The following is a 25,100-nucleotide window of genomic DNA, read 5'->3' as shown; positions in this document are numbered from 1 at the left end:
ATCTCAATCAGGAGGATTACCATACTATTATTTTAATAACTTTATATCAATATATTTAGGAAATTTTCCCTATCTATAGTATATTCTAAATGAGATAAGGTCTGAAGGAGGGAGAGTATTATGCGAAGAGTGGCAGTACTCCTAGTATTTAATATTATTTTTTTATTTTCCTTTGCCCAGGTGAAGGATGAACAGGCACAGCTGGAGGCAGTTGATCTGCGTATAGAAAAGCTGGAAGGTGAGCTGCAGGAGCTGAGGCTCCTGAGAGAGGAGATAAGCAGCAGCATTAGGCTGAATAAAAGCCGGCCTAAGATAGGACTGGTACTGAGCGGCGGGGGAGCAAAGGGAGCTGCCCATGTGGGAGTAATAAGGGTACTGGAGGAGTATGGGATCCCCATAGATTATATAACTGGAACCAGTTTTGGAAGTATAGTTGGAGCCTTGTATACATCTGGATATACCCCCGATGAGATGGAGGAGATAATCCTCACCATGGACTGGGATTCCTTCAAGGGGGATCAGCTGGCCAGGGAGCACTCCTCAATAGTTGCCAAGGGACAGCATGAGAAGTACTTTCTTTCCATGGGGATAGATGAAGATTTTAACCTGAAGTTTCCCAAGGGGGTTTTTACCGGAACGGATTTCTACCTGAAGCTTAAATCCCTTCTCTGGCGTACCGAGGGTATAACTGATTTTGATGATCTGCCAATTCCATACAGGGCTGTGGCCACCAACCTGAATACAGGAGAAAGGTATGTTGTGGGAGAGGGAGATCTGGCAAAGGCAGCCTTTATGAGTATGGCTATCCCTACCATCCTCGATCCTGTAGAGGAGGGAGGAGAGTTCTATGTGGACGGTGGACTTGTACAGAACCTCCCTGTTCAGGAGGTCATAGAGATGGGTGCGGATATAGTCATTGCCGTGGATATAACTGCAGATGCCACTGTGATTACAGATGACTCCACCCTCCTTGAGGTAATAGACAAGATGACTACCTACAGGAGTGAGGAGCAGTTTAAGCTGGCCAGCGAGCTGGCTGATATACTCATCGTTCCCGACGTAAAGGATCACTCTACAGCAGACTTTACAGGTCTGGAGGAACTAATAAGGAAGGGAGAGGCAGAGGCCAGAAAGTATGAGGAGGAGCTCACGAAGCTAGGAGGTAAGCAAGGCAGGAGAAGTGAGCTTCCAGAGAGGAAGAGTATAGAGATAGATGAGGTAGTCCTCACAGGGAACAAGGTCTTTACAGAGGAGAAGGCACTGGCCTTCTCTGGAAAGGAAGTTCCTGGAGAATACTCCCAGGAGGAGATAAAGCTCTGGATGGATAAGCTCAAGGCTCAGCTCATAATCAGCAGATTTTTTTACACCATAGAGGATAACAAGCTTATGCTTGAGGTACAGGAGAGGGAGGCCAGGCACGTGAGGGCAGGGCTTAACTACAGCTCCGATTTTGGTGCAGCCCTGGGAGTTGCTGCTGACCGTACCAGGTACGGAGTCTTTGATACGGACTACACTGTTAGAGGTGAAGCCTCCAAGTATCCAAAGCTGGAGTTTAGAAGCTATACGGGATATAGGCTGAGGGAAACCCAGTACCTGGGATCCCTCGGATTGGGATTTACAACCAACCCCCTCTTTATCTACGATAAGAGCGATCAGATAGGGGAGTACAACAACTACAACCTCTATATCGACGGAACACTGGGAAGTGTTCTCTTCAGCTCCTATGTAATCGGAGCTCAGGTCGGGTACAACAAGGTAAACAATAAGTATGAGAGCGGTAGTAAGGCCTTTGAGCCAGAATCCAAGTGGGACTACTACAAGAGTAAGGTCTTCATAGTCTCCGACAGCAGGGACAGCTCATACTTCCCCAACAGCGGAGTGAAAAATCGTCTTGAATACTTCAAGGGGGGAGGAGATGAAGCCGACTTCTACGGTCCGGTATTTGAGCTTCAGAGGTATCTGGGAGTGGGAGAGAAGTTAAACTTTGAGATCTTTGCCTCTGGAGGGAAGATCTCTGGGGACACTGTTCCAGAGAATGAATATTTAAAGGTAGGTGGAGTGAGAAGTAACTGGAAGATAAATCAGTTCTCCTTCTACGGAATGAACGCCATGAGAAAGTATACAGATGAGTTCTATATGGCAGGAATCAACGGAAGATATAGGCTGGCTACTAGCCTATACCTCAACCTGAGATACAATGTTGTAACCTATGACAGCAATCAGCTCTCTACCTCTGAGGAGGATGTAGATGTGTGGGATGACAGGAAGCACGGAGTAGGGGTAGGTATCGGATGGGATACCGCTGTAGGTCCCATGGAGTTTATCCTCTCCAATGATGTGGATACTGGAGGAGTCCTCTTCCTGGTATTTATGGGATATGATTTTTAATGGGTGGGCAGCAGGTGATCCAATAGAGATGGTAGATGAAAGATAGATTATTTTCAAATATCTTTCAGACCGCTCCTGTGATATAATGTTCTGTGCAGAAAATTCTTCAGGAGGTTTTTTATGAACTTTACATCACTATTTTTCATATCTGTGGGACTGGCTATGGATGCCTTTGCTGTTTCCCTCAGTGAAGGTCTTGCCCTTAAGAGGATCCATGTGAAGCATATATTGAGGGTGGCCCTGATCTTTGGATTCTTCCAAGGAATTATGCCCCTTATTGGCTGGGGAGTGGGAGGATTGTTCTACGATAAGATCGCTAGATATGATCACTGGATAGCCTTTGGACTCCTGACATTTATAGGTGGGAAGATGCTCTGGGAAGCCAGAGAGTCTCAGAAGTGTGAGACAGAGGGAAAGTGTGACATAGCATCAAATATTATTGTTCTTGGAATAGCTACAAGTATCGATGCTCTGGCTGTGGGATTCTCCTTTTCACTGCTGCCAGGACTAAATATATATTCAGCTGTAACTGTAATAGGAGTTATTACCTTTATCATCTCCTCTCTGGGGGTATATATAGGAAATAAAGCAGGTGAACTCCTGGGCTACAGAGCTGAATATGCTGGAGGAATAATCCTTATAGGGATGGGAGTCAGGATCCTTTCCTCACATATAGCATAGGTGGAAGCAGATCGTTGGATCTGCTTCTTTTTTTTTCTTTACTTCTAAAGGTTTTTTAATCACACTGGATTTATTAAAAATATCTAGTGTGGAGGATTATTCCCGTCTATTGCGAAAAAAGATATATTAAGGGATAGGGAGGATTATATGAAAGTCATTATATTTCTATTTATATGTGTTATTAGAGTTACATTGGGGGAAGTTCTTCCCATACCTCCACTGCTGGAAAGGGAGGAGGGAGTATTTCACCTGAAGGTTGTAGAGGGAAAACACGAATTTTTTCAGGGGATAGAGGAGGAAACCCTGGGATACAATGGTGATATTCTGGGACCCACCCTGAGGGTCAGAAAGGGAGATGAGGTAGAGATCCATGTAAAGAATACCCTTGAGGATGAAACTACAGTTCACTGGCACGGGCTGAGGGTTATAAGTGCAATGGATGGGGGCCCCCACCAGGTTATCCCTCCTGGCGCCACCTGGAAGGTGAGGTTTCCCATAGAACAGGGAGCAGCCACCCTATGGTATCATCCCCACCTCCTTCATAGAACGGGACCCCAGGTATATAGAGGACTGGCAGGTCTCCTTATAATTGAGGATGAGAGGTCGGAGGCTCTAAAACTTCCCAGGGATTACGGGGTAGATGATATTCCCCTTATTATTCAGGACAGGAGGTTCAACTCTAAAGGGAGGCTGGAGTATCTTACAAGACCTGAAGATATTATAGATGGTATGCTTGGAGATACAGGAGTGGTCAATGGGGTTCTAGCTCCCACATTTAGCCCGCGACTGGGAGTTACCAGGTTCAGAATATTAAACGGAGCAAATGCAAGAACTTTTTATCTGAGGTTCAGCGACAACAGAACCTTTTATCAGATAGCTACAGATGGAGGTTTTTTGGAAAAACCAGTGGGCAGAAGGGAGCTCATCCTCTCCCCTGGAGAGAGGGCGGAGATTATAGTTAACTTTACCTCCTCCGATAAGGACCTCCAACTTAGAGACGGGGATTATACTCTTCTTACCTTTATGCCGGGCAGGGAGCCGGGAGAAGTCGAAAAGCTTCCAAAAGAACTGGTCAAAGGGGCTGAATCGATAGACACCTCTAAGTTGAAGAGAAGGTACTTTGTTATGCAGGGAACGGGGAGGAGCGTCAATATAAACGGAAAGCAGATGGATATGAGGAGAATAGATGAGTATGTTAAATTAGGTGAAACGGAGGTGTGGGTGGTCACCAACTCCTCCCACCATATGGGAATGGGTATGATGATGGGAGGACAGATGGGGATGATGGGGAATATACCCCATCCCTTTCATATCCACAACACCCAGTTTAGAATCCTCAGTCGTAATGGGTTACCTCCCTCTAGGTGGGAGAGGGGTGACAAGGATACCGTGTTGGTTTCTCCAGGAGAAAGCATAGAGCTCCTTGTGGAGTTCAGACATGTAGGTCTATATATGTATCACTGCCACATCCTTGAACACGAGGATATGGGCATGATGGGTCAGTTTAATGTGAGCAGATAGGAGGTGGAGTATGTATCCGGAATTTTTTCATGGAGGTTACATCTGGTGGTTTATGCCCCTGATGCATATGGCAGGGGGGATTATATTTATTGTTATCGTCTGCCTTATTATCAGGAGTGTTTTCGGGGGCAGAGGGGTTTGCCACAGAGAGCATGAAACTTCCCTGGAGATACTGAAGAAAAGGTATGCCAGAGGGGAGATAACAAGAGATGAGTTTCAGAGGATGAAGGAGGATTTGGACAGATAGCCTGGCTAATTCCCCCCTTTAAGTTGAAGAAGTTTTTCCTCTCCAAGCTCCCCTTCATGCTGAGTTCTTCTTTTATTTTTTTTAAAACTTTTATTTAATCGATACTTTGTCACAAAACTGACACAATGGGAGGGTATACCATAAATAGAGGTTCTTTAAAAAATTTATTTAATGAAAGGAGAGAAAGGATGAAGAAGAGTGCATTACTGTTGGGAGCTTTTATTGTTATCTCTGCAACAACTCTTGCCTGGGGAGGTTACGGACAGGGGAGAGGTTATGGATATGGTAGAGGCTGTGGTTTTTGGGGAAGATCGAGCGGTGGATGGCATATGGGAGGAAGGGGATATAATGCCTCTGTTAGAACTCCAGAGGATGAGAAGGCGTATCTGGAAGCCAGGGAAAGATCTGTAGAAATCTATAACAAGTACGGGGTTCAGATAGAGCAGAAGCAATTAGAGGTAGAGAGAGAATTATTGAATGAAAAACCAAACTGGAATAAGGTAGAAAAACTCAACGAGGAGATCGCAAAGTTGGAAGCTAAGGCGAGAACTGAGATGCAGAGGAGTAATTACTAGTAGTTTATTTTTCTATAGTTATTAAAAAAGGTCTAAGTTGTACTTAGACCTTTTATCTTTTCGGGGGTGATTCTTGAACTGTTGAGTCCTCTACATCCCCTTTTTATTGGGTATTTTTTAGAGACTATCTATCCCATCATTCCGCACTTCTTACCGCCACCCATCTGGATACCGAACTTCTCCTTCATATCAAGTCTGAAGTTAAGCATATCCTTCTGGTGCTGAGCCTTTAACTTTGCTCTTTGGTCGATTAACTTATCGATATTTTTCTGATTAGGGATATCTGCTGTCATCTCTCTCTGGATCTTAAGGTTGATCTCCTTGATATCCAGCATGGACTTCTGCTTTACCCTCATCTGCTCTGCATGCAGGGCATTGAACTCAGCCTGCTCCTCTGGTGTAAGGTTGTTCATCTGCTGCATCATTCCACCGTGATTCATCTGTCCCGACCTATCCATATTTCTGTGGGCTGAGTGATCCATCGTCTGTGCAAAAGCTCCTGCTGATACTACTACTACTGCTAAAATTGCTACTATTTTCTTCATTGTTATCCTCCTGATTTATTGTTGCTCTTTTTTATTTACAGTGTCATTGTATTCATTTTATGTGTCAGATTTGTGACAGGGATATGAAAAAAGAAGTTCCGTCTTTTTCTTTCTATTTTCACACTTCTGCCACAAAGAATATCTATAATTAAGTACATAAAAAATTTAGGAGGCAGAAAGATGAAGAGGAAGTTAATATTAAGTTTATTTTTGTTGGGGGTGTCCCTTCTTCTTAAAGATATAGTACTGGCAGACCATGAGACCAACTCTCCAGCTATAAAGAGGTATCAGGGGATATCTCTGGTGGAAACGGAGAGGGCAACTCTTTCCTGGATAGAGGAGGAGCAGGGGAATATCTCAGAGCTTCTTAAGATAGCTTATGGAAGTGGGAGGCTGAAGGTCCTTTCAGAGGCTGAGGAGCTTGGAGTTACCCTTATGGATGACCTTTCTGGAAATAATATTGTTATGGTTCAGGGAAGGGGAGAGGTGCTACTACTTACATATTCCAAAAAAGGTGTTGAGAAACCCTACAACCTTCTGGAGTTCAAGGTAGAGGATGCGGTTGTCTCCATGGAGCAGTTCAACTATATAAAGTCCTTGATCACTATAAGGATTTAAGATATTTTATTTTGAGAAGATATAAGGAGGTAAAGTATGCATCATATGTATTATAGCAGTGGGATCTTTGGATGGATCATGGGAGTAATCCACCTCGTCTTTCCATTAATGGTTATATTAATTCTTTTTAGGTTTTTCACCGGTAGAGGGAACTCCCTACTTCCTGTTCAGAGCTATAGAAGTGAGAGGGATCCCTTAGAGATACTGAAGGAGAGGTATGTCGGGGGAGAGATCTCTAGGGAGGAGTTTCAGAGGATGAAGGAGGAGATTAGAGGTTAATCTATACTTTCCGTAATAATTAAAAGGACCTCCCTTGGGAGGTCCTTTTAAAATCTTTATTCTACCTCTATATTTAGAATAGAAGCTATCAGAGAAAGAAGAGGGAAACTCCCCCTACTGAGATAACTGCTCCTGCTACTTCAGCAGGGGATACCCGGTCCTTAAAGATCATGACCGAGAAGGGGATCACAAGAACCGGACTTGTAGAGGAGATAGTGGAGACTATCCCTGCACTGGCATTTTTAAGGGCTATTAGCATAGCCGTCACCCCCAGAAAGGGACCGAAGAAGGAGCCAACCCCTATCCACTTCATAGCGCCTCTATTCTTCAGACCATCTGCGACCTCTCCCCACCTTCTCCTAAAGGTAATAAGGAGGATAAAGGCTACTATGGCCACCACTATTCTTATCTGGGTAGCTGCTATGGGATCATAGCTCTCAACACCCATCTTACTGAACACCATCCCCAGAGCCTGTCCCAATACTCCCCCAGCTGCACAGAGGATTCCCCTCAGAGGAAAGCTTTTCTCCCTTCCCCCTCCACTTCCCTTTGTATACATCACAAGAAATATCCCTCCCACTGTGAGAAGGACCGCCAGGATCTCCCGGGGAGAAAGGGTCTCCCCCAGGATAAGCCATGCAGAGAGTGCCGTTACCACAGGGACCAGGGTCATTATGAGGGTGGTAATCCTTGCCCCCAGCACAACGAAGGCTTCAAACATAAAGAGGTCCCCCAGAAACATTCCTATGAACCCCGATATCCCCAGAAAGGTATAGGACCTCATGGAGGCATCAAGGGGCAGCGGCATCCCCCTGGTATAGAGGGCGGTTATACTTAAAAATCCAAACCCCATCAACAGTCTCATTATATTCACCGTAAGCGATCCCACCTTTTTCCCAGCTGCTTCAAAGGATATGGAGCAGACCACCATTCCCAGAGCTGCCCCCAGTGCAGCTACTTCTCCCAAATAATTAATCTTAATCCCCTCCCTAATAAATTTATCACTATCACTCTATATTATCCCTCCATAGCTTATTAAGTCAAGGTAGTAAAAAGAGGTTATTCCCAACACCCATAAAGTGATCTTTATCCTTTTTTTAACAGATAGATACCTTGTGGTTTCGACTCCTTTGTGGACAGGGGCGTCAGCCTGTTTTTTTATTCTATTCCCCCCTGGCAGATAACACTTCCTTGGTTTTCTCAAAATATCTGTGGTATCATATGAAAAAAGAACAGGAGGACATATGATGACATTTACACGGGCAATGGATCTATACCTTGGAACTATAACCACCATTACATCGCCAATTTCATATATTTTTATTGTAATAGCTCTTTATTTCTTACTCAAAAGGAGGGAGGAAGCCATGGATCTTTTGTTGGTTCTTGTGGTTTCTCTGGCACTGAACCATCTTCTGAAAAATCTCTTTCAGGCTCCCAGACCCTTTGTTGTGGATGAAAGTCTTTCAAACAGGTTCACTGAGAAGACAGGGGGATATTCCTTCCCCAGCGGCCATTCCCAGCTAATAGGGGCTTTTTGCAGCTACTATATCCTCAAGTATAGAAACCGTCTCTCGTGGATCCTGGGAGGCCTCATGGTAGTCTCAGTGGCCTATTCCAGGGTCTACTTTCACCTTCACTATTTCAGGGATGTGGCGGCAGGACTCATACTGGGAGGAGGAGTTAGCTGGCTCTACCTTCGCTATAGAAAGGTATGACATGAAAAAAGGAGATGTTGCCACGAATTTACACTAATATTCACTAATTTATAAGGTTTTTATTAGTAAGTATACTTTCCCAGAGCGGGCTTAGTAGTTTGTGTAATTTGGTAAAATTAAATAAAGGGGATGAGCGCTACTTAAAGACTGTCTGTAACGGGTTATTTAAACCTTACCTTAGTCATGAATTTCACAAGTTCCAGGGAAGAAATCTAACCAGAAAATAGATAAACTCCGATTTTTCAGTTGTCCAAAAAAATAATCCTCTCTTATTTGGAATTTAAGCCTTACCCAGAAGGGTGCCCTTGTGTTTATACCCTTACAACCCTTAAAATGGATATGAAGACTTCGTTTATACCTTTGAAATTAATAACTTAAAACTGTTCGGTTGAATTTTATATTAAAGGGTTTATAGAACCCTTTGGGCCCACCATCTGTACCTTTAAAAAACAACTTTAGGTCATATAGTGCTTTATTTTTAAACAGGATTATAGGGAGAAAGTAGGTAAAATAGGGGAAAAGCAGAAAAAATGGAGCTATTCTGTATGAAGAAGTGAAGCAGGGATAATAAGTGAAGCATGACGATGATCTGCAGTTAGATACCTTAAATTCTATACTTTTTATTAAAAAAAGCAGGCTTTTCAGCCTGCTTTTATAGGGATCCCCCTCTGATTATCTCGATCATATAACCATCTGGATCGGTAACAAAGTAGTACATAGGCTTCTCTCCAGGAAGTCCCTTAAGGTCTGTTACAGTGTATCCAGCTTCCTTGTGAGCAGAGTGAGAACCCTCTAGATCTACCACTGTAAGGGCAAAGTGACTGAATCCATTCCCCAGCTCATATGGCTTCTCAGGATCATAGTTATATGTCAGCTCTATCTCAAAGTTTCTGTCTTCATCGCTGAGATACACAAGGGTAAACTTCCACTCTGGAAAATCCTTTCTTCTTACTTCCTCAAGTCCAAGGGCTCCCCTGTAAAACTCAAGTGATTTTTCCAGGTCCATTACCCTGATACATGCGTGCTCTAACTTATACTTCATATATATCCTCCTAGTTGCAGCTTTTTAAATTGCGCATTCCTTCATTGGTGAAGGGCTTGCAATCTTACTAAAGATAATATCACCTTTCGGAAGGGAGTGTCAATTTTAATGAGAGTCTTCCCAGTAAGGTTTAGAGATAAAGCTTAACCATGAGAATACTTTATAATTTCTACTAATTTTTAATTCTTAAGCATGTAAAACAATGTTTCTTTTAATTTAACCTTTGATTTGATAGAATTAAAAGAAAAAAGGAGCTTATTATGGAAAATACTTCTGTTTTTACAGGTCAAAAACAACCGATACTCCCTAAGCTTCAACACTGTATAGAAAAAGCTAGGAAGATATATTTTGTAGTTTCCTTTATCAGGGATAGTGGGGCAAAACTTCTCACAAAATCCCTTGAAAAAGCTGTAGAGGAGGGAAAGGAAGTTAAGGTCATCACCAGTGATTATCTTAATGTCACCGAGCCCAATGCTCTCTACAGGTTATCTCAGGCAGTGCAGGATATAAAGATCTTTGATAACGATAAAAATAATTCTATTTCCTTCCATCCTAAAACTTATATCTTTGAGTATGAGAATGGAGAGGGGGAGGTTCTGATTGGTTCCTCAAACCTATCATATTCAGCTCTATTAAAGGGAGTAGAGTGGAACTTTGCCTTTAAGAAAAGTCAAAACCAGGATGAGTTTCAAAAGTTTTTAGATGAATTTAACGACCTCTATGAAAATAACAGCTTTGATATGAGTATAGAATGGCTAAGAAAGTATGAAAAATCATATAAAAGAAATCCTGATATTATAGATGCTGTTCCTGAAGAAAAGATAGTTTCTCCCATAAAATTTCAGGTGCCGGCTCTCTATGAACTTTCCAAAACGAGGGAGGAGGGGTATGATAGAGCTATGGTTATAGTAGCTACAGGACTTGGAAAAACCTACCTCTCAGCTTTTGACACTCTCAAATACAATAAGATACTGTTTGTAGCCCATAGGGAGGAGATTCTAAAGCAGGCTATGAAGACCTTTAAAACTATCCATAGGGATAAAACTCTTGGGCTTTTCAATGCCGATTCCAAGTGTATCGATAATGATATTACCTTTGCCAGCATTCAGACTCTAGGAAAGAAGGAGTATCTTAACGATAAATACTTTCCCAAGGATCACTTTGACTATATTGTGGTGGATGAGTTCCACCATGCAGGAGCTAAATCCTATGAGAAACTTATGGAGTATTTTGAGCCTGGTTTTCTTCTGGGACTTACTGCAACCCCAGACAGGATGGATAATAAGGATATCTACAAATGGTGCAACTACAATATAGCCTATGAGTGTAACTTCAAAACAGGTATAAATAATGGATGGCTGGTTCCCTTTGACTACTACGGAATATATGATGAGGTAGACTATGAGGCTATCCCGTGGAGAAGCGGAAAGTATGATATGGAAGAACTAGAAAATAAACTTATGGTTCAAGAGAGAACAGCTCAGATTATAAGTAAGTTTAAGATCTATGGGAGAAAAAAGACAGTTGCTTTTTGTGCCAGTGTCAAGCATGCTGAATACATGACCGCTGCCTTTAATAAGGCTAAGATAAAAGCTAAATCAATTACCTCTAATACCAGTGGCAGAAGCAGTGTGATAGATGAATTTGAAAAGGGAGATCTGCAGGTCATCTTCACAGTAGATATATTTAATGAGGGAGTTGATATACCTGGAATAGATACTGTTTTATTTTTAAGGCCTACTAATTCATATACTATCTTCATCCAGCAGCTGGGAAGGGGGTTGAGGACCAGCTTAGGCAAGGAAAAGCTCACAGTTATAGATATGGTTGGTAACTATAAGGGTGCTGAATTAAAACCACTGTTTCTGAGCGGAGGATATAACCCTAAAAATGCTAAACAGGTTTTATCTCTTCCAACGGAGATGAAGTTTCCCGTTGGATGCAATGCAAGTTTTGATCTTAGGATAATAGACTATCTGGCTAAAACAATTCATACAAGGATTCATTTAAAGGAGAGGCTGAAGAAGGAGTACCTGGAGATCAAGAGAGATTTTGGAAGAGTTCCCACACTCACTGAAGTTTTTGAGTCTTCCAACTACGGGTTGAGTACATACATAAGGGAGTTCAAGGGATGGCTGCATTTTCTAAGCCTAATGGATGACCTCTCTCCTCAGCAAAAGGAATATTTAAATACCCCTGCTGGAGAGTTTCTCTATGAGCTGGAAAAAACTTCCATGACAAAATCCTACAAGATTCCTGCGATACTTTCCCTTCTCACTGGAGAAGGAATTAAAAAAGATACTTCAGGCGGTTTAATAGGGAAGGTTTTCAAGGAGTTTTATTCAGATGAACTTCATGGAAAGGATCTTAACAATAAAAGGCATAAAAACTGGAGGGAGTGGCAGGCCGGCGACTTTGAGAAACTGGCACTTGATAACCCTGTAAAATATCTTAGCAGGGGAAAATTCTTTGAGTATGATAAAGCTAGTAAAATATTCAGTATAGCTGAACCTTACCTTAATGAGATAATAAAGTACGAGCTTGCAGGCGAGATAAGAGAAAGACTTAATTATAGAAACATAAATTATTTTAATAGGAAATACGGAGAGGAGGAGTAATGTCAGTTGAATTTTACAATAAAAATGCTGAGGAATTTTATAAGGGCACTGTAGAGGCAGATATGTCTGAGACATATGAAAAATTTCAAGAGTATCTGAAAAAAGATTCCCATATCCTGGATCTGGGATGTGGAAGTGGAAGAGACAGCAGATATTTTATAGATAATGGCTATAGGGTTACATCGGCGGACTATTCCGAGGAGATGGTCAAGAGAGCTTCAGAGCTTACCAAACAGCAGGTAATTCATCTGGATATGACAGAAATGGATTTCAAGGATGAGTTTGACGCAATCTGGGCCTGTGCTTCAGTACTTCATATCCCTATGAAGATGATACCAAAGGTTCTCACAAATTGTTATACTGCCCTTAAAGCCAACGGAGTTCTTTACCTAAGCTTTAAATATGGTGAGGGGGAAATTCAGAGAAAGGGAAGACATTTTTCCAACTTTACAGAGGCTTCATTTTCACAATTGTTGAAAGACTTGGATCTTTTTAATGTAGAAAAGTTCTGGAAGACTTCAGATGTGAGACCAGGAAGAGAAGATGAGTTCTGGCTCAATGTAGTTTTGAAAAAATAAAGTTTCTTTAAAGAGTAAGAAAGACCTGAGATAATCTCAGGTCTTTTTTATCTTTTGCTCAGTTTTTCTTCCAGTATATTCAGAAGATCCTTCCCCTTTACCATATCAAACTTGGAGCTGATCTCCCCTACCATAAGCTTCCCTGCAAGTTCCTCTAAGAACTCCAGGTCCCACTGAGGCAGAAGCTTTTCCTCTGCAGCTGCAGCAAGGAGCTCCTCCCACCTTTCTTTTTCAAGGGTGTAGAGCTTATAGCCGTTGTTTACGGCCTTTCTCAGGCACTGCTCTCCCTCTGAGAGAACGGACATCTTCACTGTAAGCCCCATCTCCAGCTTACTGTAGATATTACCTATCCTCTGCTTATCCATGGGAGAGAAGAGACCATACTCCCTGTCAAACTCAAGGAGCTGATCCCAGTCCTCTATACTCCACTCCTGAAGGTGCTTCAGCCTCCTCCTCTTTACGGGTCTTCCCTTAACTTCTTCTGGTTGGATGTTTTCCCCACTCTCTGTATTTTCAGATTTTTTCAGAGCACTCTCCAGCTCCTCTATCTTTTGGACACTGCTTGAAAGCTCTGCTCTCAGAAGCCCTACCTCCCTGGCTGCCCTTTTCTCCCTCTCTCTATTCTCCTGCTCGTCCCTCTTTTCCGAACTGTATTTCTTTCTATAAAGTAGCATACCCTCTCCTCTATTTGTTTACTCTGTCAATTTAATTAAAATTTTAACATAATTTTAATTTCTTTTACAAGAAAAAAGACCGGTTTTTACACCGATCCTTCTATTAAAAGTATTCATGTACGTAGATATGCTCTCTTATGGGCCTCTCGATACCATCATCTCTGGTCTCATACTCCACCACCGCTACGAGATCACCGTTTTTATTGTACTTATTTTCCAGCCTCTTAATATACCAGATGCCTTCCTCGCCCTTCTTCCATCTCTCCTCGGTCTTATCTCCCCTCTCATTGTACTTATAGAGGGTCACTGTGGTGCACTCTGGACCTCTGAAACCCTCGGGTCTGTAGTCCACTACCTTTTCCACGTAGTCCGAGGAGTTGTATTCATACTCCCTCTTGTAGACAAGCTTGTCATCTATCTCACACCTGTCCCTCTTCATCCTGCCGGCACTGTCATAGGAGTAGTAGTTTTTTACCACGCCGTCGGTGGACATGACCACCCTACCCTTATCGTCGTAGATGTATCCCACCATCTCTCCCCTCTTGTTTTCAATTCTTGCCAGGTTGCCCTTGGGGTTAAAGATGTTTGTCTCCTCATCCACAAGTTTTCCGTCCTTATAGATGCTCTTTCCAGTGAGATTATCCCCCTTGTAGTGGTATACCTCCCTTCTCTTGCTGCCGGTAGCTTCATTTAGTATGAACACCTCGGTTAGTCTATTCTTCTCATCAAAGGTATACCTGATCTTCTCATCGATGGTTCCATAGTACTTTCTGTTTTCCTCCAGGGGGTTTCCATTGAGGTCATAGACCCTGCTGCCCATCTGGAGCATCTCTCCAAACCTTCCCTCCTCCTCTATATAGTCCTGACAGAAGTAATCACTTCTCCTTATCTTCTTCTCACTAGGAGGGCCCTCTGAAAAAATGCTTGTGAAGATCACTAAAAAAAGAAATAGATTTTTCATTTTTTCCTCCTACTCACTTATCTATTCTACATAAGCTGCTGCTCTGTGGAACTCCTACTTCTCCCCAACCATAAAGGATCCTATTGGAGTCCATCGTTGGGTAGAAGTTAGCCTAAAGATCCACATGTTAGTTATACTATTCCAAGCTTTAATAATTCACAAATTTCAATTAAAATATCTTTAAAATATCAAAATTTTATTTTAACATTCCACTTTAATGAAAAAATCCACCTTTCTTTTTTAATGGATAAAGAAATTTCAAAATTCTGAAGGATAAAAAAATCATTTCTTATCACGATATACCGTTCTTCTAAAGCAAACTAAATAATCCAAAAGAGGAACCACGAATTACACCAATGACCATGAATATAAAAATAAGAGAGCTATGGGATTTTCTTTACTTTAAATATCTTTAATTTATTAGAGAGTTCGTGTAAATAAACCCAATAATTCTCCATTCATAAATCTGTGATAATTCGTGGCAAGGGTTTTAAGTTTTATGAGATCTTGGTCGGATTACCAGCACAGCTACAATCTCCCTTTTGAGAAAAACAACATAATGTATAGCAGTCGATAAACTTAACATGTATAACGGCCTAGTGAGTTTGGGAGTACAAAGTAATATCGACTACTTCGGACGCTTTTGAACTTGGGAAAAAATTCGTGATAATTAGTGTAATTCGTGGCAAAGGTTTAAATCAGATTTTTCATTGCTCTCATGGACTCTCTACAGAGCCTAAAGGAGCTCTACGCAATGAAGTGGACTGTTAATGTGAAGTAGGACGACAGCCTTCAGACAACCATTTTCTAAATACTTAATTAGTGTGAGTTAAGAAGAATTTGTGGAAATATACTTCTTAATAAATCTACATTCATAATCTGTGATAATTCGTGGCAAAATATGATTCTCAGTAAAAAAAAGAGGCCTGAATCCTCCTGCGGGATTCAGACCTCTCATATTGGGGTTATATAGTGTCACTCCCACAAGGTGGGAAATTGGGGGTTACGCTTTTGCTCCCTGTGCTGCAGAAGCCTCTCTTGCCTTCTTAAGGAATAGTCCCATAGATACTACAGCAGCTATGATACCAGCTGGGTATCCTATAGCAGTAGACATCTTAAGTCCCTCTGGGGCAATGATAATATATGTAGTAACTACAGCTGTCATAAATGTAGCCGGGATAGAAGCTATCCAGTGCAGCTTAGCATTTTGTGCAAGGTATACAGCACCAGCCCATAGAGCTATTGTAGCAAGAGTCTGGTTTGACCAAGCAAAGTATCTCCAGATGATACCAAAGTCGATGAAACAAAGTCCGATACCTACAGCGAATAGAGGTATAGCAACAATAAGTCTGTTCTTAATAGGTCCCTGGTTGAACTTAGCAGCGTCAGCAAGAGCAAGTCTAGCTGATCTGAATGCAGTGTCTCCAGAAGTGATAGGACAAGCAACAACTCCAAGAAGTGCAAGGAATCCTCCTACTTTACCTAGCATAGAGCTTGAGATAGTGTTTACAACAACTCCTGCAGGTCCTGCAACAGCAAGTCCCTCTACTCCACCATCGAAGAATGTCATAGCAGCAGCAGCCCAGATAAGAGCGATGATACCCTCTGCGATCATAGAACCGTAGAATACTCTTCTACCTTCCTTCTCATTTTTAAGACATCTTGCCATAAGCGGTGCCTGAGTTGCGTGGAATCCACTGATTGCTCCACATGCAATTGTAATGAATAGGAATGGGTAGATAGCAGTTCCCTTAGGGTGAATATTAGAGAAAGTAAGCTCAGGAATATCTGCTGCGTATCCCTTTACAAACATCATAATAGCAATTCCGATACCCATGAAGATAAGAGCTGCTCCAAATAGAGGATAGATCTTACCGATTAATTTATCAACTGGAACAAGTGTAGCTACAATGTAGTATGCCATGATTATAGCAACCCACTTTAGAGTAGAAACAGTAGGTACTAAGCTGTTTAAGATTCCAGCAGGTCCGTTAACGAATACAACACCAACCAGGATAAGAAGTACTACCGAGAATACGATCATAATCTTTCTAGCACCCTCTCCAAGATACTCTCCAACTACCTCTGCAATAGTAGCTCCATCGTGTCTAACTGAAAGCATACCAGCCAGGTAATCGTGGGTAGCTCCTGCAAAGATACATCCAAATACGATCCACATAAATGCAGCTGGTCCCCAAAGGGCTCCTGCTACTGCTCCGAAGATAGGTCCAAGACCTGCAATGTTAAGAAACTGAATCAGGAAGGCCTGCTTCCAATCCATCTCCACGTAGTCAACTCCATCAGCAAGTCTCTTTGCTGGAGTTTCATTGGCGTCACTTACACCAAAAATTCTTTCTACTATTGTACCGTAAACAAAATATCCACCTATAAGTGCCAACAGTGAAACTATAAAGGTAATCATAAGTTGTTTCCTCCTTTTTTTTATTTAAATTTTTAAAATTATTGTATGGGATGATTATACCCTGATAACTATAGAATGTAATCCAGAGACTTCTTCAAGAGATATTATCCCAACATCAAATGCGTATTATCGACATTAAATGCAATTCCTAATTAATAAGCCTTGCGGAAAGTGTCTTTGTAGCAATTTATTAGTTCTTTAAGTACTGATTTTAAACACAAAACGCATTTTAATAATGTGAAAACATTATTTTGTATTTTGTGGTGATTGTCTTTTTATCACATTCCCTCCTATTAGAAAACAATAATGAAAAAAAAACTCTTTTAAACCACTGTTTTTATTGGGATAAATATATTGGACGGTGGAAAAAAGGATCTTATCAAGAAAATAGTGAAAAAATTACTCAATCTAGGGAGAATTTGAAATTTTTTTTAGTGAAGGAAGTGAGAATCCTTTTAAAATCTAGGCTAATTGAATAAGTGAAAAAAATATTTTTTATTGCAATTTTGAGTTTATAGAAATATTATCGTCTTGAAAGAGGAGGGGCTTTTAGGAGAAGGTCTCTCTCACAAAAGGTGTTTAAGAAAAGTATGAGTGATAGATTTAGAAAATAAGAAGTTCGAGGGGAAGAGATGAATATTAAAGACGAGATTTTAAGGTTGAAAGAGGAAAAAGATGCAGTGATACTGGCCCACTACTATCAGAGAGCTGATGTACAGGAGATAGCCGACTATGTGGGGGACTCCTTCTACCTGGCCCAGATAGCCAGGGATGTAGAGGCAGAGACCATTGTATTCTGCGGAGTTAGATTTATGGCTGAGAGTGCCAAGATACTGGCTCCCAACAAGAGGGTGCTGTTCCCAGTATATACAGAGGCTCCTTGCTGCATGGAGTATATGGCCACCCCAGAGGGGATACTTCAGGAGAAGGCCAAATATGAGGATGTCAAGGTGGTAACCTATGTAAACTCCTCCAGCGCAGTAAAGGCTGTGAGCGATGTGTGCTGTACCTCCTCCAGTGTGGAAAGGATAGTCAACAACCTCCAGTGTAAGAATATCCTCTTTGTCCCAGACAGAAACCTGGGATCCTATGTGGCGGAGCAGATAAACGATAAAAATATAATTCCCTGGGACGGGTGCTGTAATATCCATGACGTGGTAAAGCCTTCGGATATAGAGGGTGCTCTGGAGGAGCACGGAAGGGATCTTCTCATAGCTGCCCACCCTGAATGCACCAAAGAGGTAAGGGATATGGCAGACTACGTGGGAAGTACTAGCGGGATACTGAAGTTTGTAAGGGAGAGTTCCCAGAAGAGATTCCTCATAGTAACTGAAGCAGGGATAAAGTATCAGATGAAGATAGAGAACCCGGAGAAGGAGCTTATCTTCCTTCCTATGATATGCAAGGCCATGAAGAAGGTGTTCCCAGAAACCATTCTGGAGTCCCTTGCCGAGGGAAGGGGAGAGGTATTTGTAGATGAGGAGGTAATGGCTGGAGCCAAGAGAGCTCTGGACAATATGCTTGATATATCGAGAAAGGGGTAGCTATGGAAACAGATGTGCTCATAGTAGGAAGTGGATTAGCGGGGCTCCATACAGCTCTTAGCCTCAGCAGTGAATGTGAGATAGTGGTGATAACCAACTCTAAGATAAGGGACTGCAACTCCTACCTTGCCCAGGGGGGAATAACCACCGTGAGGGAGGAGGACCGGGAGCTCTTTACCAGGGATACCATGGAAGCCGGTGGAGGAGAGAGCAGCCTGGAAGCTATTGGTGTGGTGGGAGATGAGTCCATGAAGTATCTTGCCAGACTCCTTGAGATGGGAGTGGAGTTTGAAAAGGATGGTGAGGGGAATCTGAAGTTCACCAGGGAAGCAGCCCACAGCATAAACAGGATAGCCTACAGGGGATCGGAAACCGGTAAGGCTATAATGGAAACATTAATAGAGCAGGTTGGCAGCAGGGGGAATATCAAATTAATAGAGGAGTGCCACCTTCTGGACCTGGCAGTGACAGATAATAGTGTAGAGGGAGCCCTGGTGGAGATCCAGGGAAGGGTAGAGGAGATCTCCTGCAGAAGGGTTGTTCTGGCCACAGGGGGAATAGGGGGACTATTTGCAACTACCACAAACAACAAAAATATAGATGGAATAGCCCTGGCTTTGGCCAAGAGGTATTCCATAGAGACCAGGGACCTGGGATATATCCAGTTTCACCCTACAGCCCTTCACTCAGAAGGGGAGGGAAAGATGTTTCTTCTCTCGGAAGCCCTCAGAGGAGAGGGGGCTCTTCTCATAGATCACAGGGGAGAAAGATTTGTAGATGAACTCCAGCCAAGAGATGTGGTGGCCAGGGCAATAATGGAGAAACTGAAGGAAGGTAGGGTCTACCTGGATGCCACTGGGTTAGAAAAAGAGTATTTAAAGGAAAGATTCAGGGGAATATATGAGGAGTGCCTTAAGAGGGGGCACGATATAACCAGGGAGCCTCTCCCTGTGAGGCCGGCTCAGCACTACTATATGGGGGGGCTGGCAGTGGATTCCCGGGGAAGGACAAGCTGTGACAACCTCTATGCAGTGGGAGAAGTGAGCTGTACGGGCCTCCACGGACGAAACAGGCTGGCAAGCAACTCCCTCCTGGAAGCTCTGGTATACAGCGGAAGAGCAGCAGAGGATATAGAGGAGCAGCTTGAAGGGGAAGCAGAGAGAAAGAGGTATGAGGGAACTTATACTGGAAGGCTGATAAGGAATTATACCCCCTGGGCCCACAGGGGAGAGGCCAGAGAGATAATATTAAGGGAAAGGGAGGACTTAAGGGATGAACTATCTGTTAGTTGACAGGATTATAAAAAACGCTCTGGAAGAGGACAGGGTATATGAGGATATAACCACCCTCAGTATAGTGAAGAGGGGAAGCAGGGCTCAAGTGGAGCTCATAGCCAAGGAGGAGGGGGTTCTCTGCGGACTGGATATATTCACCAGAACCTTTGAGATCCTTGGAGATGTAAGGGTTGTAAAGCATAAGGAGGAGGGAGAGGAGGTAAAGCCTGGAGAGATTGTAGCCCTCATAGAGGGAGATACAAGGGTGCTCCTTACAGGGGAGAGGGTTGCACTGAACTTCCTTCAGAGGATGTCCGGGGTGGCTACCCTGGCAAACAGGGCAGCGGTAAAACTCAGAGACTACGGAATTAAGGTGATGGACACAAGAAAGACAACCCCGGGACTGAGATATCTAGAGAAGTATGCTGTATCTGTAGGGGGAGGAAACAACCACAGATTTGATCTTTCAGATATGTCCATGATAAAGGACAACCACATCCTTGCAGCTGGAGGTATAGGAAAAGCCATTGAAGCTGTGAGGAAGAGATATCCCTTTATAAAGAAGATAGAGGTAGAGGTGGAGGACCTTCAGGGCTTAGAGGAAGCACTGGAGGGAAGAGCCGACATCATAATGCTTGATAATATGGATACAGACACCATAAGAAGGGCAGTGGAGATAATAGGTGGCAGGGCTATTGTGGAGGTCTCTGGAAATATGACTCTGGAGAGGCTGGAGGAGCTCAGAGGAATAAAGATAGACTATGTTTCCATGGGGAAGCTGACCCATTCAGCCAGAGCTCTGGATCTCAGCATGAAAAATTTAAGGATAGTAGAGTAGGTAGCGGGTCCCTCTGAATTTAGAGGGACCTTTTATTGTTAAGGAAGGTATAGAAGTGTTAAAAGTTTTACATGAAATAATTGGTGCTCCAATTGATTATCAGGATGCAACGTCACGTTGCTTTTTATAGTTGGCAGAGGGAGAGGGATTGGATAAAAGGATGAAAATATACCTAAAATAAGGTCTTTTTAATTAGAATGATACTGAGGATGTGCTATAATTAAAGAAAATCTGAAAGGAGTCTTTCAACTATGAAGAAAAATTTTCACTCTCATACCCTCTACTGCAACCACTCGGATCTCTCGGTGGAAGAGAGCATCAGGCTGCATAGGGAAGCTGGTTATACTGTACTGGGAATCAGTGAACACGCTCCAATACCGGGATATACAGACAGCTACAGGCTGCAGGAGGATCAGGTAGATGAATATATAGATGAGGTCAGGGAAGCGGCTAAAAGGGCAGAGGGGATAGAGGTTCTCTGCGGAGTAGAAGCTGAGTATATAGTGGGGGACGGGGAGCACCTGGAGTACCTCAGAGAGCTGAGGAAAAGAACGGACTACCTTGTTATGGCTAACCATATTGTAGGGGATCTCAAGGGGGGAGAGTTTGTACACTTCTCCAGAAACAATCCCGAGCCAAAGCACCTGAAGATGAATACAGAGCTTATAATGGAGGGGTGGAATACAGGCCTCTTTGCCTTTATAGCCCACCCAGACTCTATACTTAAGAGGTACAGATGGGACAAATATGCTGAGGAGATGGCCCACGAGATAGGAAGGTTTGCCCAGGAGAGTGGAGCTATCCTTGAGATAAATGCCAACGGTATCAGGTATGGAAGTAACAGAAGCGAGGATGAGGGGACCCATGCCTATACAAACCTTAACTTCTGGAGGATAGTAGGGGAGTACAGGGTCAATGTAATTGTCTCGGGAGATACACACTTTAAAAGGGATATTACAGACCCCTGTGTAGATGAGGCTGTGGAGCTGGCTAAGGCCATGGGCCTCAACATAGTGGAGGATTTTAGGGATATATAAACTTTGATGTCACAATGCTTTCGTTGATTTTTCTCACCAATACAGAGCCGATGAGGTCATAGAACTAAATAAAAACCCCATTACAAGTCACGAATTACACGAATTTTCCTGAATAAAGTTCTTGAAATTAATAGGCGTCTGCAGGCTGTCGTCTAGCTTCACATTGCGCAACCTGCTTCATTGCGTAGAGCTCCTTTAGGCTCTGTAGAGAGCCCAGGAGAGCAATGAAAAAGTTGTATTACTAATAAAGACAATTGCCGGAGGACTTGATTTTTTGGATACATTTGCATCAAGGCAAAAGTATCGAATTTTTTATTAATAACTGAAGGAACAGCTATCTAAATAGCTGTTTTTTTCATGTTAAAGGAGCAGAAGAATTTTCCCTTTATAAAAACAGAAAATTTGATATAATATTGGGAAGGTTTTTTTAGAATGGAAAATTCCTATCCTCCTATAGGAGGAAGGAATTAAAATAGATGTGAGTGAGAGAATTAGGAGGATAGCAGGATGGCAGTTAACTTAGTCTGTTACGGAGTGAGAGATGTAGAAACTGAATACTTTAACAGTTTAAATAAATATGGGTACAGGACAACATATGTGGGGGATCTGCTGAATACCGACAACCTTCACCTTATAGAGGGGAATGAAGCGGTGATGCTCAGGGGAAATTGTCCGGCAGATGCAAAAAATATAGAGAAGATGGCAGGTTACGGGGTAAAGTACCTCCTTACAAGAACTGTGGGATACAATCATATAGATGTAGAGGCAGCTAAAAAACATGGTATGAAAGTGGCAAGGGTACCGGGGTACTCCCCCAATGCCATAGCGGAGCTGGCCCTGACCCTGGCTATGATGCTTCTCAGAAATACAGCCTATACTGTGCACAGGACAAGGAAGAAGGACTTCAGGGCTGATGCCCAGATGTTCAGCCCTGAGATCAGAAGGTGTACAGTGGGAATTGTCGGCACGGGAAGGATAGGCCTCACCGCTGCAAAGCTCTTTAAGGGCCTTGGAGCCAGGGTTATAGCCTATGACCTCTATCCAAGTAAGGCAGCAGCAGATGTGGTGGAATACCTCCCTATGGAGGAGGTAGTGGCCCAGTCGGATATTATCTCCCTTCACTGCCCCTACATCAAGGACTCCAACCACTATCTGGTGGATGATGAGTTTATAGGTAGGATGAAGACGGGGGCCATCCTCATCAATACTGCCAGGGGTGAACTCCAGGATATAGAGGCGGTAATAAGGGGACTGGAATCTGGTAAGCTTGGAGGATTTGGAACAGATGTACTTGAGGGGGAATCTGAGGTATTCTTCAGGGATCTGAGGGATCAGGAGCTTACAGACAGAAATATTGAAAAGCTCACCAAGATGTTTCCCAAGGTAATAATAACTCCCCACATTGGCTCATATACAGATGAAGCCCTGACAAATATGGTGGAGATATCCTATGATAATCTGAATGACCTCCTTACCAGGGGAAGAAGTGAAAATGAATTATAGGTTTAAATAATTTAAATAACTTAAGTTGCTACCTTTAGGTGAAATTCAAAACATTTGCCACTAATGACACAAATTAGAATGTAAAGCAAGTGGGAAGCATTTTCACAAATGGGGTCTTTTTAATTTTGTTCAATTGGATAACGTACTTTTATTTAGAAAATTCGTGTAAATTCGTGGCTAAAAAAGAATTTTGTTTTAAGAATTTTTAGTGGTTATTTCTTAAGCAGCAACTTATATTAAATATAGTATTTAATATTTTAATCTGCACAAATTATGATTGAGAAGTTATTTGTACGAATTAAAAAAACGGAGTTCACAGTCGTCAGGCTTCACAATAAAAAGTGCTTAGTTCCGTTTACTACTTTAGGCTCTGTAGAGAGTCCAACAAAGGAACGAGAAATATGTAGTCGCTTAAAAAGGCAATTGTGGACTCCTAGATCTTCTTTGGGTACTTTCTTGCATTATGGTAAGAAAGTACCTCGCTCTCTTTGGAGAGTGAAATAGGAATTATGATACTTTGGAAATTTAGAATTTCCTTAATAAAAAAGAAGCTGGCACCTGCCAGCTTCTTTTTTTTGACAGGATTACATTTCTGGGGGAAAAGTTTCCTGTCCTAGGGAATGAATTAATCTTACCTAGTATTAAAAGGATTGGATGCTATATACATTGGCAGAATAGGAGAATTTCCTTTTTTTATTTAAAATAAAAAAAAATAAAATTTCATTATTAAGAAGTATCCAGAGTTTTACTTTAAAACTTCCTCCTTTAAGGGAAGTTTAAACTTGCAATAATGATTTTTTGAGATTAGATTTATATAGAAGAAAACTATAGACAGGGGGGAGTGTAATGGAAAAAGTGAAGTTAAATAACGGTGTGGAGATTCCCATTGTGGGACTGGGAACCTTTAAAGCTAAGGGTGAAGAGGTGTATAACTCTGTGAGAGTTGCTCTTAGGGAGGGGTACAGACATATAGATACAGCAGCTGCATATAAAAATGAGGAGGAGGTTGGAAGGGCCATAAGGGACAGCGGAATTCCCAGGGAGGAGATCTTTATTACCACCAAGCTCTGGAACTCCGACCAGGGGTATGAGTCAACCAAGAAAGCCCTGGAAGTTTCCCTGAAAAATCTGGGGATAAGCTATGTGGACCTTTATCTCATCCACTGGCATAAGGGAGTGGAGAGGGCCAGGGAATCGTGGAGGGCCATGGAGGAAGCATACCATGAGGGAAAGATCAGGGCTATAGGGGTATCCAACTTTACCATGTATCATATAGAGAAACTTCTAGAGACAGCCGAGGTGGTTCCGGTTATAAATCAGGTGGAGACCCATGTGGGACTTCCCCAGTATGATATGCAGAACTACTGTGAATCAAAGGGGATAAAGCTCACTGCCTATGCTCCCATGCAGGCAGGAAAGATCTTTGATAACGAGGAGATGGCTAGGATAGCTCAAAAGCACAAGAAAACAGTTGCCAATATTGCTCTTAGGTTTCTTGTGGAAAGGGGTATCATCGTCATACCTAAGTCTGTACATGAGGAGAGGATAATTGCCAATAAGGAGATCTTTGATTTTACCCTGGACGATGAGGACAGGGAGGCCATGAGAGGCCTTTGGGACGGAAGGAGACTCTTCCCCGATCCAGACAACTGCTACTTCTAAAAGATAGGGTGTTTGAGGTGGGGCTATACCAGAGAATTGTTGACAAAACAGGTAAAAAGACTTATAATGACACTTGTTCAAAATTAAGGTTAAAAGATCCCATATAATCCCCTTAATATGCAGGGGGAGTCTCTACCAGGGGAGCAAAAATCCACTGATTATGGGTGTATCTTCAGGATAGGTGTTAGATCAGCCTCATTTTGTGATGCACTCATGGAGTCATGCAAGATGGGGCTTTTATAATTGAATAGTTCCCATATAATCCCTCTAATATGCAGGGGGAGTCTCTACCAGAGGAGCAAAAATCCTCTGATTATGGGTGTATTTTCAGGATAGGTGTTAGATCAGCCTCATTTTGTTGTGCACTCATAGAGT

General features: G+C 42.5%; 23 protein-coding genes and 2 riboswitches. Of the genes, 16 read left to right on the top strand and 7 right to left on the bottom strand.

The features are described from left to right. The first annotated feature begins 120 nt into the window (after nt 1-120). From QMG11_RS04160 to QMG11_RS04140, 5 genes are all read left to right on the top strand, one after another. On the top strand, nt 121-2,388 hold the full coding sequence (locus QMG11_RS04160; protein WP_281833686.1) for a patatin-like phospholipase family protein: 2,268 nt from the start codon (nt 121-123) through the stop codon (nt 2,386-2,388). 120 nt (nt 2,389-2,508) lie between these two features. Next, nucleotides 2,509-3,069 (top strand): manganese efflux pump MntP, encoded by a 561-nt coding sequence (locus QMG11_RS04155; RefSeq protein ID WP_281833684.1) that lies wholly within the window; start codon nt 2,509-2,511, stop codon nt 3,067-3,069. 147 nt (nt 3,070-3,216) lie between these two features. After that, complete coding sequence (locus QMG11_RS04150; protein ID WP_281833683.1) at nt 3,217-4,590, top strand: multicopper oxidase family protein; 1,374 nt, start codon at nt 3,217-3,219, stop codon at nt 4,588-4,590. 10 nt (nt 4,591-4,600) lie between these two features. Further along, nucleotides 4,601-4,837 carry an SHOCT domain-containing protein gene (locus QMG11_RS04145; RefSeq protein ID WP_281833681.1) on the top strand — a complete coding sequence of 79 codons (237 nt, stop codon included), beginning with the start codon at nt 4,601-4,603 and terminating at the stop codon, nt 4,835-4,837. Nucleotides 4,838-5,025: 188 nt separating this feature from the next. Then, entirely contained in the window at nt 5,026-5,412 is a 387-nt protein-coding gene (locus tag QMG11_RS04140; protein WP_281833680.1) for a hypothetical protein, read from the top strand. 128 nt (nt 5,413-5,540) lie between these two features. Here the strand turns inward: QMG11_RS04140 and QMG11_RS04135 are convergent, their stop codons facing one another. Next, complete coding sequence (locus QMG11_RS04135; RefSeq protein WP_281833679.1) at nt 5,541-5,957, bottom strand: periplasmic heavy metal sensor; 417 nt, start codon at nt 5,955-5,957, stop codon at nt 5,541-5,543. A 180-nt stretch (nt 5,958-6,137) separates the two neighbouring features. Here QMG11_RS04135 and QMG11_RS04130 point away from each other — a divergent pair, with 180 nt between their 5' ends. Beyond that, nucleotides 6,138-6,575, top strand: a complete 438-nt coding sequence (locus QMG11_RS04130) for a hypothetical protein (RefSeq protein WP_281833670.1) — start codon at nt 6,138-6,140, stop codon at nt 6,573-6,575. Between the two features lie 36 nt (nt 6,576-6,611). Beyond that, nucleotides 6,612-6,854 (top strand): SHOCT domain-containing protein, encoded by a 243-nt coding sequence (locus QMG11_RS04125; RefSeq protein WP_281833669.1) that lies wholly within the window; start codon nt 6,612-6,614, stop codon nt 6,852-6,854. An 88-nt stretch (nt 6,855-6,942) separates the two neighbouring features. Here QMG11_RS04125 and QMG11_RS04120 read toward each other — a convergent pair whose 3' ends face one another. After that, complete coding sequence (locus QMG11_RS04120) at nt 6,943-7,821, bottom strand: DMT family transporter (RefSeq protein WP_281833667.1); 879 nt, start codon at nt 7,819-7,821, stop codon at nt 6,943-6,945. A 45-nt stretch (nt 7,822-7,866) separates the two neighbouring features. After that, nucleotides 7,867-8,151: a hypothetical protein gene (locus QMG11_RS04115; RefSeq protein ID WP_281833869.1), complete on the bottom strand. Its 285-nt coding sequence runs from the start codon at nt 8,149-8,151 to the stop codon at nt 7,867-7,869. Nucleotides 8,152-8,221: 70 nt separating this feature from the next. Here QMG11_RS04115 and QMG11_RS04110 point away from each other — a divergent pair, with 70 nt between their 5' ends. After that, nucleotides 8,222-8,572 carry a phosphatase PAP2 family protein gene (locus QMG11_RS04110; RefSeq protein WP_496435331.1) on the top strand — a complete coding sequence of 117 codons (351 nt, stop codon included), beginning with the start codon at nt 8,222-8,224 and terminating at the stop codon, nt 8,570-8,572. A gap of 652 nt (nt 8,573-9,224) precedes the next feature. Here the strand turns inward: QMG11_RS04110 and gloA are convergent. Beyond that, complete coding sequence (gene gloA, locus QMG11_RS04105) at nt 9,225-9,614, bottom strand: lactoylglutathione lyase (RefSeq protein WP_281833665.1); 390 nt, start codon at nt 9,612-9,614, stop codon at nt 9,225-9,227. Between the two features lie 260 nt (nt 9,615-9,874). Here gloA and QMG11_RS04100 point away from each other — a divergent pair, with 260 nt between their 5' ends. Continuing rightward, nucleotides 9,875-12,232 (top strand): DEAD/DEAH box helicase family protein, encoded by a 2,358-nt coding sequence (locus QMG11_RS04100; RefSeq protein WP_281833664.1) that lies wholly within the window; start codon nt 9,875-9,877, stop codon nt 12,230-12,232. After that, nucleotides 12,232-12,810, top strand: a complete 579-nt coding sequence (locus QMG11_RS04095) for a class I SAM-dependent methyltransferase (protein WP_281833662.1) — start codon at nt 12,232-12,234, stop codon at nt 12,808-12,810. The genes QMG11_RS04100 and QMG11_RS04095 overlap by 1 nt, the downstream gene beginning before the upstream one ends. A gap of 47 nt (nt 12,811-12,857) precedes the next feature. On the opposite strand, the gene QMG11_RS04090 is transcribed toward QMG11_RS04095, so the two are convergent. From QMG11_RS04090 to QMG11_RS04080, 3 genes are all read right to left on the bottom strand, one after another. After that, on the bottom strand, nt 12,858-13,484 hold the full coding sequence (locus tag QMG11_RS04090) for a hypothetical protein (protein WP_281833660.1): 627 nt from the start codon (nt 13,482-13,484) through the stop codon (nt 12,858-12,860). Between the two features lie 103 nt (nt 13,485-13,587). Continuing rightward, nucleotides 13,588-14,445, bottom strand: a complete 858-nt coding sequence (locus QMG11_RS04085) for a hypothetical protein (protein ID WP_281833658.1) — start codon at nt 14,443-14,445, stop codon at nt 13,588-13,590. A gap of 1,003 nt (nt 14,446-15,448) precedes the next feature. Then, the gene (locus QMG11_RS04080; protein ID WP_281833656.1) at nt 15,449-16,867 is read right to left on the bottom strand and encodes a carbon starvation CstA family protein; all 1,419 of its coding nucleotides are present in this window, start codon (nt 16,865-16,867) and stop codon (nt 15,449-15,451) included. A 632-nt stretch (nt 16,868-17,499) separates the two neighbouring features. Between QMG11_RS04080 and nadA the strand changes: the two genes are divergently transcribed. The 6 genes from nadA (at nt 17,500) to QMG11_RS04050 (ending at nt 24,725) form a co-directional block, all read left to right on the top strand. Then, nucleotides 17,500-18,411, top strand: a complete 912-nt coding sequence (gene nadA / locus QMG11_RS04075; RefSeq protein ID WP_281833655.1) for a quinolinate synthase NadA — start codon at nt 17,500-17,502, stop codon at nt 18,409-18,411. 2 nt (nt 18,412-18,413) lie between these two features. After that, on the top strand, nt 18,414-19,703 hold the full coding sequence (locus QMG11_RS04070) for an L-aspartate oxidase (RefSeq protein ID WP_281833654.1): 1,290 nt from the start codon (nt 18,414-18,416) through the stop codon (nt 19,701-19,703). Next, the gene (gene nadC / locus QMG11_RS04065) at nt 19,684-20,523 is read left to right on the top strand and encodes a carboxylating nicotinate-nucleotide diphosphorylase (protein ID WP_281833653.1); all 840 of its coding nucleotides are present in this window, start codon (nt 19,684-19,686) and stop codon (nt 20,521-20,523) included. The genes QMG11_RS04070 and nadC overlap by 20 nt, the downstream gene beginning before the upstream one ends. Before the next feature lie 251 nt (nt 20,524-20,774). Further along, entirely contained in the window at nt 20,775-21,560 is a 786-nt protein-coding gene (locus QMG11_RS04060; protein WP_281833652.1) for a PHP domain-containing protein, read from the top strand. Between the two features lie 507 nt (nt 21,561-22,067). After that, entirely contained in the window at nt 22,068-23,063 is a 996-nt protein-coding gene (locus tag QMG11_RS04055) for an NAD(P)-dependent oxidoreductase (RefSeq protein WP_281833651.1), read from the top strand. An 846-nt stretch (nt 23,064-23,909) separates the two neighbouring features. Next, nucleotides 23,910-24,725 carry an aldo/keto reductase gene (locus QMG11_RS04050; RefSeq protein WP_281833649.1) on the top strand — a complete coding sequence of 272 codons (816 nt, stop codon included), beginning with the start codon at nt 23,910-23,912 and terminating at the stop codon, nt 24,723-24,725. Between the two features lie 79 nt (nt 24,726-24,804). Then, a riboswitch (purine riboswitch) is annotated at nt 24,805-24,906 on the top strand. A 53-nt stretch (nt 24,907-24,959) separates the two neighbouring features. Then, nucleotides 24,960-25,061, top strand: a riboswitch (purine riboswitch). Nucleotides 25,062-25,100 lie beyond the last annotated feature (39 nt).

The sequence above is a fragment of the Propionigenium maris DSM 9537 genome, from assembly GCF_027925155.1.
GTDB lineage: Bacteria > Fusobacteriota > Fusobacteriia > Fusobacteriales > Fusobacteriaceae > Propionigenium > Propionigenium maris.
This window is presented reverse-complemented; position numbering and strand designations above follow the sequence as displayed.